General features: G+C 67.6%; 15 protein-coding genes. 14 read left to right on the forward strand and 1 reads right to left on the reverse strand.

Going from position 1 to position 11759, the window contains the following annotated elements; translation table 11 throughout:
• The 3 genes from ACUJ8O_RS10895 to eno form a co-directional block, all read left to right on the forward strand.
• The coding region (locus ACUJ8O_RS10895; RefSeq protein WP_445373376.1) for a fluoride efflux transporter FluC at positions 1–345 on the forward strand (345 nt) is incomplete at its 5' end.
• 47 nt (positions 346–392) lie between these two features.
• Positions 393–878, forward strand: coding sequence for an inorganic diphosphatase (locus tag ACUJ8O_RS10900; RefSeq protein WP_002854167.1), 486 nt, complete (start codon positions 393–395; stop codon positions 876–878).
• Between the two features lie 142 nt (positions 879–1020).
• A complete protein-coding gene (eno, locus tag ACUJ8O_RS10905; protein WP_002854168.1) occupies positions 1021–2355 on the forward strand; it encodes a phosphopyruvate hydratase in 1335 nt (444 codons plus the stop codon).
• Here the strand turns inward: eno and ACUJ8O_RS10910 are convergent.
• Positions 2340–3266, reverse strand: a complete 927-nt coding sequence (locus tag ACUJ8O_RS10910; protein ID WP_002854169.1) for a LysR family transcriptional regulator — start codon at positions 3264–3266, stop codon at positions 2340–2342. The two genes, eno and ACUJ8O_RS10910, sit on opposite strands and share 16 nt — an antisense overlap.
• A 70-nt stretch (positions 3267–3336) precedes the next feature.
• On the opposite strand from ACUJ8O_RS10910, the gene ACUJ8O_RS10915 reads away from it, so the two are divergent.
• The 11 genes from ACUJ8O_RS10915 (at position 3337) to ACUJ8O_RS10965 (ending at position 11606) form a co-directional block, all read left to right on the forward strand.
• Positions 3337–4494, forward strand: a complete 1158-nt coding sequence (locus ACUJ8O_RS10915) for a TDT family transporter (RefSeq protein WP_002854171.1) — start codon at positions 3337–3339, stop codon at positions 4492–4494.
• Entirely contained in the window at positions 4491–5075 is a 585-nt protein-coding gene (locus ACUJ8O_RS10920) for a uracil-DNA glycosylase family protein (RefSeq protein WP_002854173.1), read from the forward strand. The genes ACUJ8O_RS10915 and ACUJ8O_RS10920 overlap by 4 nt, the downstream gene beginning before the upstream one ends.
• 140 nt (positions 5076–5215) lie before the next feature.
• Positions 5216–5818: a recombinase family protein gene (locus ACUJ8O_RS10925; RefSeq protein WP_002857200.1), complete on the forward strand. Its 603-nt coding sequence runs from the start codon at positions 5216–5218 to the stop codon at positions 5816–5818.
• 6 nt (positions 5819–5824) lie between these two features.
• A complete protein-coding gene (locus tag ACUJ8O_RS10930) occupies positions 5825–7219 on the forward strand; it encodes a Mu transposase C-terminal domain-containing protein (protein ID WP_002857201.1) in 1395 nt (464 codons plus the stop codon).
• Positions 7216–8028: an AAA family ATPase gene (locus tag ACUJ8O_RS10935; RefSeq protein ID WP_002857202.1), complete on the forward strand. Its 813-nt coding sequence runs from the start codon at positions 7216–7218 to the stop codon at positions 8026–8028. The genes ACUJ8O_RS10930 and ACUJ8O_RS10935 overlap by 4 nt, the downstream gene beginning before the upstream one ends.
• Before the next feature lie 191 nt (positions 8029–8219).
• Positions 8220–8750 (forward strand): TetR/AcrR family transcriptional regulator, encoded by a 531-nt coding sequence (locus tag ACUJ8O_RS10940; protein WP_002857203.1) that lies wholly within the window; start codon positions 8220–8222, stop codon positions 8748–8750.
• Positions 8747–9091: a DMT family transporter gene (locus ACUJ8O_RS10945; protein ID WP_031943843.1), complete on the forward strand. Its 345-nt coding sequence runs from the start codon at positions 8747–8749 to the stop codon at positions 9089–9091. Before ACUJ8O_RS10940 ends, ACUJ8O_RS10945 begins: the two co-directional genes overlap by 4 nt.
• The gene (locus ACUJ8O_RS10950; protein ID WP_020628217.1) at positions 9091–9420 is read left to right on the forward strand and encodes a DMT family transporter; all 330 of its coding nucleotides are present in this window, start codon (positions 9091–9093) and stop codon (positions 9418–9420) included. Before ACUJ8O_RS10945 ends, ACUJ8O_RS10950 begins: the two co-directional genes overlap by 1 nt.
• Before the next feature lie 373 nt (positions 9421–9793).
• Positions 9794–10612, forward strand: coding sequence for an AAA family ATPase (locus ACUJ8O_RS10955; protein WP_370450140.1), 819 nt, complete (start codon positions 9794–9796; stop codon positions 10610–10612).
• Between the two features lie 518 nt (positions 10613–11130).
• Entirely contained in the window at positions 11131–11346 is a 216-nt protein-coding gene (locus ACUJ8O_RS10960) for a hypothetical protein (protein ID WP_036334324.1), read from the forward strand.
• Positions 11343–11606 carry a hypothetical protein gene (locus ACUJ8O_RS10965; RefSeq protein WP_036334322.1) on the forward strand — a complete coding sequence of 88 codons (264 nt, stop codon included), beginning with the start codon at positions 11343–11345 and terminating at the stop codon, positions 11604–11606. Before ACUJ8O_RS10960 ends, ACUJ8O_RS10965 begins: the two co-directional genes overlap by 4 nt.
• Positions 11607–11759 lie beyond the last annotated feature (153 nt).

The raw sequence follows: 11759 nt of genomic DNA on the forward strand, positions 1-11759 counted from the left end.
CCCCTCGGTGGCGGTGCCGGCGCTGCCGGTCGGTTCCTCCTCGACGGGCTGATCAACACCGGCCGGGAGTTCCGGCTCCCCGTCGGCACGCTGACGATCAACATCACCGGGTCGCTGCTGCTGGGGATCATCGTCGGCGCCGCCACGCACCTCGGCGCGGTGCCGGTCGCGGTCCTCGGCACCGGGGTGATGGGCGGCTACACCACGTTCAGCACCGCCAGCTTCGAAACCGTCCGCCTCGCCCGCAGCGGACGGATCACCGCCGCCGCGATCAACGGTCTCGGAATGCTCGTCGTCTCCGTCGCCGCCGCGACCGCCGGCATCCTCCTCGGCGGCACCCTGTGACCACCCCACTCACTGACCACCCACCCGCTCCAGCACCGGAGGTACCCATGCTGTTCGACGTCACGATCGAGATTCCCCGCGGCAGCGGCAACAAGTACGAGGTCGACCACACCACCGGCCGGATCCGGCTCGACCGGGCGGTGTTCACCAGCATGGTGTTCCCCCAGGACTACGGCTCCATCGACAACACCCTCGGCGATGACGGCGACCCCCTCGACGCCCTGGTGCTCCTGCCCCGTCCCACGTTCCCCGGCGTCGTCATCACGGTCCGGCCGGTCGGGATGCTGCGCATGGTCGACGAGAACGGCGGCGACGACAAGATCCTCACCGTTCCCGCTGGCGACGACCGCTTCGCGCAGCTGCGGGACATCACCGATGTGCCGGAACACACGCTGGCGGAGATCGAGCACTTCTTCGCCCACTACAAGGAGATCGAGCACGGCAAGCACGTCACCACCAACGGGTGGGCCGACCGTGCTGCTGCCGAAGCCGTCATCCGCACCGCACAGAACGCCCACACCCGACACCCGTGACCCACGGGTCCACAGACTGCCGCGGGGAGGCACTGGCGCTGAGTGATCGCCAGCAGGTCGTCCCTCCGCCTCCCCGCGGCTTCCCCTTCCAACCACAGACCAGCTCGACGCATGACCCGAACCGAACCGAAGGAGCGTCACCATGAACGACTACATCAGCGGCATCCACCACCACGGAGCCCATCAGGGTGAGTACGTCACCCACCACGACCACCCCGTCACCATCGACGCCGTCCACGGCGCCCGCATCCTCGACTCCCGCGGCTACCCGACCGTCCGCGTGTCCCTCGAGCTCGACGACGGCCGCACCGTCACCGGGGACGCCCCCGCGGGCGCATCCACCGGCGCCCACGAAGCCGTCGAGCTCCGCGACGGCGGTTCCGCGTTCGGCGGCCGCGACGTCACCCAGGCGCTCCACCTGATCGACACCGACATCTCAGGGCTCCTCACCGGCCGGTCGTGGTCGGCGATCGGGCAGATCGACGCCGCCCTTGCCGAACTCGACGGCACCACCGGGTACCGCCGGCTCGGCGCGAACAGCGTTGTCGCCACCTCGATCGCCGCATCCAGGGCCCTCGCCCATGCCGCGGACCTCCCGCTCTGGCAGTGGATCGCTGAGATCACCGGCTCGACGCCGCGGATGCCGGTCCCGCACTTCAACGTCCTCAACGGCGGCGCGCACGCAGCGAACGAGCTGGACTTCCAGGAGTTCATGATCGCTCCCGTCAACGCAGGCTCGATGGCAGACGCCGTCCGAATCGGCGCAGACGTGTACCACGCTCTCGCGGCGCTGGTTCGGGACCGGTTCGGCAGCCTCGGCCTCGGCGACGAGGGCGGTTTCGCACCGTCGATCGCTGCGCCCGAGGAAGCGCTCGACCTGCTCGTCGACGCGATCCGTACCGCCGGCTACGAGCCGGGCGTCGATCAGGTGGCGATCGCGCTCGATCCGGCCGCGAACGAGTTCTCCCAGGGCGACGGCTCCTACCGGGTGCTCAACGACAGCCTCGACCGGGACGGGCTGGTCGACTACTACCGGCACCTCATCGACACGTATCCGATCCGGAGCATCGAAGACGCGTTCGCGGAAGACGACCATGAGGGGTTCCGCCGCATGCAAGCGGCGCTCGGCGACCGGATCCAGATCGTCGGCGACGACCTCTACGTCACCGACCCACAGCGGATCCGCGACGGCGGCGAGCAGCAGCTGACGAACGCGGCACTGATCAAGCCGAACCAGATCGGGACCGTCTCCCAGACCCTCGGCGCGATCGCCACCGCCAAGAGCATCGGGATGGCCAGCATGGTCTCCCACCGTTCTGGGGAGACCACGGACACGTTCATCGCGGACCTCGTTGTCGGGACCGGCACCGGGCAGATCAAGTCCGGCGCACCCGGCCGCGGGGAACGCGTCGCGAAGTACAACCGGCTCACCGAGATCGCCGAGCAGCACCCGGAGCTGCCCTACGGACTGATCTGACCACCGGTACTCGAGCTGCGAGCAGTGTCCAGGAACGCCGTCACAGCGGGCCCCGGGCGGCCTGACCAGATCGCTCGCAGCGGCCGGATCAGTGGCGGGCCGAGCAGTAGCGCCCGGACGAGGGCACCGTCTTCGAGGTCAGTGTCGACGGTGCGGAGACTCATCACCGCGGGCGCGATGCCCGCTCGAGCGTTGGCGCGGATGATGCCAGTCGTTTCCAGCACTGCAGCCGGCGGGACCAGGGTCAGACCCGCGTCGTCGAGCCACGCTTCGACCGTGGAGCGGGTGCCGGACCCTTCCTCACGGAGCAGCAGGGGTGTCTCCGCGAGGTCATCCGAGGTGATGGCCGAAGCGCTTGCCCAAGGATGGTGCGGGGCGACGACGACCACGAGTTCGTCCTCATCGACCACCAACGATGAGAGGCCAATCGGCGCAGCAGGAGTCTCCGTGAACCCGACGTCGGCAGCGCCGGAACGGACGAGGTCGGTCACGTCGGCGGAGTTCCCCGCGATCAAACGCACCGACGCATCCGGCGTGGCAGCACGGTGGGTGAGCAGCCATCCGGGCAGCAGGAGTTCGGCGATCGTCTGCGACGCTGCGATCACGAGGGATCCCGCCGGTTCCCGCAGCGCGGCGACGCCTGCTTCAAGCCGCCGGGAGGCCTCCAACACCGGGACGGCGAGACCGAGCACCACCCGGCCGGCGTCGGTCAGCGCGGTCCCGGATGCCGTCCGGTGCGCCAGCGGCTGACCGGTCGCCTGCTCCGCGGCACGCAAGCGCGCAGACACCGCCTGCTGTGTCACCCCCAACACCTCGGCCGCGCGGGTCAACGACCCGGTCTCCGCGACGCGGACGAGGACCTCGAGGGTGTCGAGGTCCAGGATCCGGTCCGTCAACCGCCGCAGTGCCACAAGCAACCATTGTGCCCTGCCAACGAGTCCGCCGTTCCCGAACCACGGGGCACACGCGCACGATGGGTGCATGTCCGCTCACCTCGCCCACGCACCCGCAGCCTCTGAGCACGGTGTGCGCGACCGGCGGCTGTTCCGGGAGCTGGAGCGGCCCGGCCTGATCGTGTCGAACCTGACCCCGAACTGGTTCGCGTCGATCATGGGGACCGGGATCGTCGCCGTCGCGGCCGCGTCGTTACCGCTGCAGTTCCCCGGTCTGCGCACGGCGGCGACGGTCGTCTGGGCGATCGCGGCGGTCCTGCTCGTCGCCCTCACCATCGCGACGGTCCTGCACTGGGTCCGCTACCGGAGCACCGCAGCGAAGCACCACCTCAACCCGGTGATTTCCCACTTCTACGGCGCACCGCCCATGGCGTTCCTCACCGTCGGCGCCGGCACGATCCTCCTCGGCAAGGACTGGATCGGCCTCCCCGCCGCCGTCACCGTCGACTGGGTCCTCTGGACCATCGGCACCATCGGCGGCCTGCTCACCGCGGTCCTGGTGCCGTACCTGGCGTTCACCCGCCACGAGAACACGCCCGAATCCGCGTTCGGCGGCTGGCTGATGCCGATCGTCCCGCCGATGGTGTCCGCCTCGACCGGTGCGCTCCTCCTGCCGTATGCCCCCGCCGGGCAGGCACGGGAGACCCTGCTGTGGTCCTGCTACGGCTTCTTCGGCCTCAGCCTCATCACGTCCCTGGTCGTCATTACGCTGATCTGGAACCGTCTCGCGCAACACAAGGTCGGTGCCGCCGGTATGGTGCCGACCCTGTGGATCGTCCTCGGACCGGTCGGACAGTCCATCACCGCGGTAAACCTCCTCGCATCGAACGCCCCCGCCGTCGTCGACGCGTCGACCGCCCACGCACTGCTGGTCGTGGCGCTGGTGTACGGGTTCGCGATGCTCGGCTTCGCGCTGCTGTGGACCGTCATCGCCCTCGCCATCACCATCCGCACCGCCCGCGAACACCTGCTGTTCAGCCTGACCTGGTGGTCATTCACGTTCCCCGTCGGCACCTGCGTCACCGGCCTGAACGGCCTGGCCCTGCACTCCGGACTCACCGTCGTCGCCGTCCTCGCAGTCGTCTACTACGTGGGCCTCGTCGCCGCGTGGATCACCGTTGCCGTCCGCACCTTCCACGGCTCCGTCATCCGCGGCACACTCCTCGCACCACCACAGCCGGCATGAGCACCCCCGACGAACTCGCGGACGAGGTCGCGGACGTTCGATCCCTGAACGCCCTCGCCGAGGCATGGCGCACCGCACCCGACGGTTCACGGCGGTTCGTCCCGAACTTCGACCCGAGATCCGGCGGCACATCCAGCCGCGTCCTGGTCCTCATGCAGTCGCCCGGCCCCCAGACGATCGCCGCAGCGCACACGGCGATCTGCAGCGAGGACAACCCGGGCCCGACCGCGGCCGCGTTCCGCGCAGCCCGCATCGAGTCCGGACTCGCACGCAACGACTACCTCCGCTGGAACCTCATCCCGTGGGAGATTCTCGGCCGCGTCCGACCTGTGGACATCGACGAGGGGCGACACGCCCTCGAAACTCTGCTCAAGGTGCTCCCCGTGCTCGATGCCATCGTCACGTACGGTACCGCCGCCCTCAACGGAGTCATGCGGCACCTCACCCTGGACGAGCACCCCCGACTCGTACCCGTCATCGCGGCACCACACCCCTCTCCGGCCAACGGCCGCCATCGCGCGGAACAACAACGACGTTCCGTCCAAGCGCTCCGGCTCGCGGCGCTGACTCACCGGCTGTAGCAAATACGAACGACTCCGCTACAACTGCCCGTGCCGACGGTTCGGCAGCGTGTGAGGCGGCGTGTCTTGTAACGGAACCCAATCCCGGAATCTACGTGCCGCCACTACCCCTCCTGGTCGAGTTTCGCTACGTTCTCTCCATGGGTCACCTCCTCGGGTACGCGCGCGTGTCCACCACCGACCAGGACGCGTCGCTACAGATCGACGCGCTGGGCGCCGCCGGCTGCTACCGCGTGTTCGTCGACACCATGTCCGGGTCGCTGCAACACCGGCCCGAGCTCGACAAGCTCCTCGACCAGCTCCGCCCCGGCGACACTCTCGTCGTCTGGCGACTCGACCGGCTCGGTCGATCCATCCGGCACCTCATCGACCAGCTGCACGCACTCGCCGAACGCGGCATCGGGTTCCGGTCGCTGCAGGAGACCATTGACACCACCTCACCCGGTGGCCGGCTTGTGTTCCACGTCTTCGCTGCGCTGGCGGAGTTCGAACGGGACCTCATCAAGGAACGCACCAACGCCGGCCTCGCCGCCGCCCGAGCCCGCGGCAGAACCGGCGGCCGACCATCTCGGCTCTCCGCGGACCAGGTGCGCACCGCACGCCGGCTCTACGAACAGCAGGACATGACCGTCGCGCAGATCGGCGATGTCCTCGGCGTCAGCCGCACCACCATCTACCGGACGCTCGCGAAGCACGCCGAACCCGTCGCCCGCCGACGCGCAAAGCCCTCACCGACGATGTAGCCGGTCATGGACGCGAGCGAGCGGTGGCGAATCCTTCGACTGCACGTCGAGGACGCAATCCCGCTTGCCACTCTGGCCCGCAGCACGGGCGTCACCGAGCGCACCCTGCAACGCTGGCTCGCCCGCTACCGGACAGGCGGATACGCCGCCCTCGCCGACGACGCTCGCGCCGACCATGGCGTCCGACGCACAGCACCGGAACTCGTCCGCCTGGTCGAAGGGCTTGCGCTCACCAAGCCGCGGCCGTCGATCGCCACCATTCACCGTCAGGTTGGCGTCCACTGCGCTGAACGGGGACTGCCGTCGCCGTCGTACTCCGCCGTGCGGTCGATCGTGAACGGGCTCGATCCCGGAATGGTGACGCTCGCACTCGAGGGGCCAGCGTCATACCGTGACAAACACGAGCTGCTGCTCCGACGTCGCGCGGACCGCCCGAACGCGATCTGGCAGGCGGACCACACGATGCTTGACCTGCTCATCGTCGGGCCCAACGGCAAGCCCGCACGGCCGTGGTTGACGGTGATCCTCGACGACTACTCCCGCGCGATCTGCGGGTACATGGTGTTCCTCGGTGCCCCGTCAGCGGCGAACACCGCGCTCGCGCTGCGCCAAGCGATCTGGCACAAGCCGGAACCGGACTGGCCCGTCTGCGGGATCCCGGACGTGCTCTACACGGACCACGGGTCCGACTTCACCAGCCATCGTCTCGGCGACACCGCCGCTGTGCTGCACCTCCGCATCATCCACTCGCAGGTCGCCCGGCCCCAGGGGCGCGGGAAGATCGAGCGGTTCTTCGGCACGATCAACACCGAACTGCTCCCAACGCTCCCCGGCCATTTCGCAGCCGGATCCTCGGCGCCGACGCCGGCGCTGGATCTCGGCGGCGTCGACAGTGCCATCAGCACGTTCATCCGCAGCTACAACGCCCGCACCCACCGCGAGCTCCGGACGAGCCCACTGCACGCGTGGATTGCAGACGGGTGGCTGCCACGGCTCCCGGAGTCCCTTGAACAGCTCGACGGGTTCCTGCTCACCGTCCCCACGACGCGGGTCGTGCAGCGCGATGGCATCCACTTCGAGGGCCTCCGCTACACCGCGGCCACTCTCGCGCCGTTCGTCGGTAGCACCGTGAGTGTCCGGTACGACCCACGCGACGTCACCGAGATCCGCGTCTTCCACCGCGACGTGTTCCTCTGCACCGCGATCAGCACCGAGCACCAGACCGAGACGATCAGCCTCAAGCAGATCCAAGCCGCCAGGAACGCTCACCGCCGGGCTTTACGCGGGCAGATCCACGAACGCATCGCGATCGTCAATCCCAAACTCGACGACACCACCACACCGGCAGCCGTCGAGACGGATCGGCCGCGACTGAAGACCTACGAGGAGGACCGGTCATGACGAGCCAGTTCATCGTCACCAAGGAGCACCGCCGGTTCGCAGAGTTTGCCGACGCGGTCCGGAAGCAGAACACCATCGGCGTCTGCTTCGGGCCCGCCGGCGTCGGCAAGACCCTCTCAGCGCGCCGCTACGCGCACTGGGACAGCATCGGCCCGTTCATCGCCAGGTGGGCCGCACGCAGTGAAGACGACACCAAGATCTATGCCGCGGCCCACCGCGCCCGGACCGTCTTCTACACGCCCGAGGTCTCCGCGACGATGCGCGCCCTGCAAGAGGACCTCCGGCACGACATGATCCGCACCGAACGCTGCATCGAGGAACACCTCGTCCTCCACGGCGGCCACGTCGACCACGCGCACGGCCCCAACCCGTCACTGCTCGAGCTGATCATCATCGATGAGTCCGAACGCCTCACCGGCAACGCCATCGAGTGGCTCCGCGACCAGTACGACCGAACAGGCATCGCGATGATCCTGATCGGCATGCCCGGCATCGAGAAGCAGTTCACTCACTACCCACAGCTCTACAGCCGACTCGGGTTCGCCCACCAGTACCGCCCCCTCGGCCACGACGAGCTGCTGTTCGTCCTCGAACGTCAATGGCGCAAGCTCGGCAAGACCCTCGACCCCGACGACTTCACTGACGCGCAAGCCATCGCCGCCGTCGAACGCATCACCCGCGGCAACTTCCGTCTCCTCGAACGTCTCCTCCCACAGATTCAACGTGTCCTGAAGATCAACGAGCTCGACGTCATCACCAACGACGTCGTCGAAGCCGCCCGCAGCACCCTCGTCATCGGCACCACCTAACCCGACACGGAACGCAGCGAAAACCGCGACACAGAGCGAAGCTGCTCACACGGGACACTCGGCGCCGCGGATTTTCGCGGCGCTCGGCGTCGTATCTGTGTGTGCCGGTAAGCGATCCCCTTACGGGACGCCTGCTACCCATAGCGCTATGTCACTTGACCGACCAAACGTTTGGTCGGTACTCTCGGGGCATGGCAAAGACGACCGAGCAGCTGCTCGATGATGCGATCGCCGTGCTGCGGCGCGGTGGCGTGGTGACGATCGATTCCGTCGCCTCCGAAGCAGGCATGAGTAAGGCGGGGGTGGTGCATCACTTCTCCTCGAAGGAGGCGCTGATGGTCGGCGTCGTCAATCGGGTGATGGACCTCTGGGAGGGACAGCTCGCCGCGACGATCGGGGAGGTCACCGATCCGGTCGAGCGGCTGCGCGCGTATGTGGACTTCGAGGTGCTCTCCGATTTCGACGGGGGCGATCTCGCGCTGCTCGCGGATGTGAAGCTGCGCGACACTCTCGCCGCCCAGTGGCGGGAGCGCCTGCGGCCCTGGTTCGGGGAGGACGCACCCGGCGACGCTGGCCAGAAAGCCGCGTTGCAGTCGGCGCGTCTGATCGCTGACGGCGCCTGGACCGACCAGGCGCTCGGACTTCTGAGCATGACCGGTGAGCAGCGTGCACTCGTGCGCGGCATCGCCCAACGACTGATCGATGAAGGAGTACAGAAATGAAGTGGGTGTTCCTCGCCGGGGCGATCGCGCTCGAGGTGACAGGCTCCCTGTCACTGAAAGCTGCCGTCGACGCCCCCGGATTCTTCGCGCTCGTCGCGGTCGGCTACATCGGAGCGTTCACGCTCCTGGCCGGCGCGCTCAAGCAGGGCATGCCCCTCGGCGTCGGGTACGGCATCTGGGGAGCCGCCGGAGTGGCCCTGACCGCGATCCTCTCCGCAGTCATCTTCGGAGAGCCGCTGACCGCGCTGATGACCCTCGGCATCGCCGTCGTCATCGGCGGGGTCCTGTGCGTCGAGCTCGGCTCGCAGGCCGCGACGAAGAAGCGTGAAGGGACCGTCTGATGGCCTACCTGTTCCTCATCATCGCGATCATCTTCGAGGTCGCCGGCGCCCTCTCGCTGCGCATGGCGACCTCCGGCTCCAAGAAGAAGGGCCTGTGGCTGCTCGCCGTCCTCGGCGGCTACGGCATCGCGTTCTTCGGCATCACCATGGCCCTCGTGGAGGGCCTGGCCCTCGGAGTCGCCTACGGCATCTGGGCCGCGTCCGGTGTCGCGCTCACCGCGGTCCTCAGCCGCATCCTCTTCAAGGAACCGCTGACCAAGGTGATGGCGGCCGGTATCGGCCTGATCATCGTCGGGGTGCTCATGATCGAGCTCGGAGCCGCGCACTGACCCCCGCGCCGGTGGCCGCCGATCCATCTCAGGCGCGATCCGCGGCCGCCGGCGCCTCAGAGCCTGCGGCGGCACGATGTCCAGACGACGCGCCCCGTCTCTCTAGCCAGTTCCGCCTCGCAGCTACGCTCACCTCATGACCCGGATGAGCGTGCTCGAGGCCTGGACCTGGATCAACGAGTACGGCAGCGCGATCGGCGCCGTCGCCGGCGTTGTCGCCGCGCTCGTCGCGATCATCGCGCTCATCTCCGCCGCCCTGGACAGCAAAGCCCGATCCCAGCCGATGATCGCCGCCGAGTTCCGCCCCGCGGTCGATAGCGACTCCTCCATCGACTTCATCATCACCAACCTCGGACCGACCCCCGCGCGAGACATCACCGTCACCTTTAATCCGCCCATAGTCATCCCCGACGACTCCGACCGGCTCCTCGCGCCCTACCTCGTCAAGCGCTACGAACGCCCCATCCCGGTTCTTAACCCGGGCCAGATTCTCTCGAACACCTGGTGGGCCGGCCGCGCCGGCACCGGGAACGAGCTCACAAACCACGAACCGACGCCCGACGAGGTGAACGTCACCAAGATCTATGCCGCGGCCCACCGCGCCCGGACCGTCTTCTACACGCCCGAGGTCTCCGCGACGATGCGCGCCCTGCAAGAGGACCTCCGGCACGACATGATCCGCACCGAACGCTGCATCGAGGAACACCTCGTCCTCCACGGCGGCCACGTCGACCACGCGCACGGCCCCAACCCGTCACTGCTCGAGCTGATCATCATCGATGAGTCCGAACGCCTCACCGGCAACGCCATCGAGTGGCTCCGCGACCAGTACGACCGAACAGGCATCGCGATGATCCTGATCGGCATGCCCGGCATCGAGAAGCAGTTCACTCACTACCCACAGCTCTACAGCCGACTCGGGTTCGCCCACCAGTACCGCCCCCTCGGCCACGACGAGCTGCTGTTCGTCCTCGAACGTCAATGGCGCAAGCTCGGCAAGACCCTCGACCCCGACGACTTCACTGACGCGCAAGCCATCGCCGCCGTCGAACGCATCACCCGCGGCAACTTCCGTCTCCTCGAACGTCTCCTCCCACAGATTCAACGTGTCCTGAAGATCAACGAGCTCGACGTCATCACCAACGACGTCGTCGAAGCCGCCCGCAGCACCCTCGTCATCGGCACCACCTAACCCGACACGGAACGCAGCGAAAACCGCGACACAGAGCGAAGCTGCTCACAGGCCGGGGCGTGTAAAGGGGTATACCCGCTTGGACATTCCCACTGCGCCCGCCTCCCGCCACTGAAGTCTGGAGGAGACACCGCGAAGCCATTCGGATATAGAGCCGACCGCACATCCCTCGCCGGCGCGTAGTGTCTTCTGGAAGCCCGCGACGAAATGACTCCGATCAAGATCTTGTGGATAAAGACGTGGACAGAGCTACCGGATACCCCAAAATCTCGGGCCTGCGGCAGATTCCAGGCCGTCCTGACACGAGTCAGTGACCGGCAGTGAGAGCTCCCACTTAATGCGTCCGGGTTCCACGATAGAATTCCGTTAGAGCACCAAAGCCCTGGACCCTCCAGGGTGGAGGGCGCAGGGCTCGGTGTCTAGTTTGGCGGCTAGGCTTCGGACTCTACCGCCCTCACCGCCGCGCTCAGGATGGGTGACACCCGGTTAACGGGACACCTAGAACAGGAGTCGAGCCCATGGGCAAGACCGTTCACCGCAGTGCCAGCACGGGCCGGTTCGTGAAGACCTCCACGGCCAAGCGCAATCCGCGGACCACCACTACCGAGACGATCCCCTCACCCGGCGGAGCGACCCGTTCGGTGGGCCGTTCGGCCATCACGGGCCGCTTCGTCACCACTTCCACCGTCGCACGTCACCCCGGAACCACCATCACCCAGCAGGTGTCCCGATGAGCGCCCGGGTGAAGATCTCGGGAAATCTGGAGCGCGAGCTGCAGCGAGCCGTCCAGGACACGATGACCACGTTGGCCAAGGACTACCAGAGGATGCTCGATCAGTTGGGCCAGCAGTACGCCGGTGCGCCGGTGGAAGAGATCAAGCCGGTGCTGCGGACGCGGTGGTCCCGCATCAGCGGGACCATCAGTGATCCTGAGCTGAGCATCTACGCCCAGCACATCAGCGAAGGCACCCCGATCACGGTGCGCACTTCCTGACTCAACGCTGAACAGCGGGCCAGCCTCTGCAGAGGCTGGCCCGCTGTTCTCGTTGGAGCACAGGGTCGGCCCCTGCCCATGGGGAGCGCTGGCGCTTGTTGTCCAGGGCGAAAAAATCGGTCGTTTGTGGCGGGCGTCCGGGATGCGACGGGG

It is taken from the genome of Micrococcus sp. EWR3.9.1 (assembly GCF_052615555.1).

Bases quoted from the DNA above. Each gene is read 5' to 3' on its own strand.
- ACUJ8O_RS10900 (WP_002854167.1), top strand. From the start codon at position 393: ATGCTGTTCGACGTCACGATCGAGATTCCCCGCGGCAGCGGCAACAAG.
- eno (WP_002854168.1), top strand. From the start codon at position 1,021: ATGAACGACTACATCAGCGGCATCCACCACCACGGAGCCCATCAGGGT.
- ACUJ8O_RS10915 (WP_002854171.1), top strand. From the start codon at position 3,337: ATGTCCGCTCACCTCGCCCACGCACCCGCAGCCTCTGAGCACGGTGTG.
- ACUJ8O_RS10920 (WP_002854173.1), top strand. From the start codon at position 4,491: ATGAGCACCCCCGACGAACTCGCGGACGAGGTCGCGGACGTTCGATCC.
- ACUJ8O_RS10925 (WP_002857200.1), top strand. From the start codon at position 5,216: ATGGGTCACCTCCTCGGGTACGCGCGCGTGTCCACCACCGACCAGGAC.
- ACUJ8O_RS10930 (WP_002857201.1), top strand. From the start codon at position 5,825: ATGGACGCGAGCGAGCGGTGGCGAATCCTTCGACTGCACGTCGAGGAC.
- ACUJ8O_RS10935 (WP_002857202.1), top strand. From the start codon at position 7,216: ATGACGAGCCAGTTCATCGTCACCAAGGAGCACCGCCGGTTCGCAGAG.
- ACUJ8O_RS10940 (WP_002857203.1), top strand. From the start codon at position 8,220: ATGGCAAAGACGACCGAGCAGCTGCTCGATGATGCGATCGCCGTGCTG.
- ACUJ8O_RS10945 (WP_031943843.1), top strand. From the start codon at position 8,747: ATGAAGTGGGTGTTCCTCGCCGGGGCGATCGCGCTCGAGGTGACAGGC.
- ACUJ8O_RS10950 (WP_020628217.1), top strand. From the start codon at position 9,091: ATGGCCTACCTGTTCCTCATCATCGCGATCATCTTCGAGGTCGCCGGC.
- ACUJ8O_RS10960 (WP_036334324.1), top strand. From the start codon at position 11,131: ATGGGCAAGACCGTTCACCGCAGTGCCAGCACGGGCCGGTTCGTGAAG.
- ACUJ8O_RS10965 (WP_036334322.1), top strand. From the start codon at position 11,343: ATGAGCGCCCGGGTGAAGATCTCGGGAAATCTGGAGCGCGAGCTGCAG.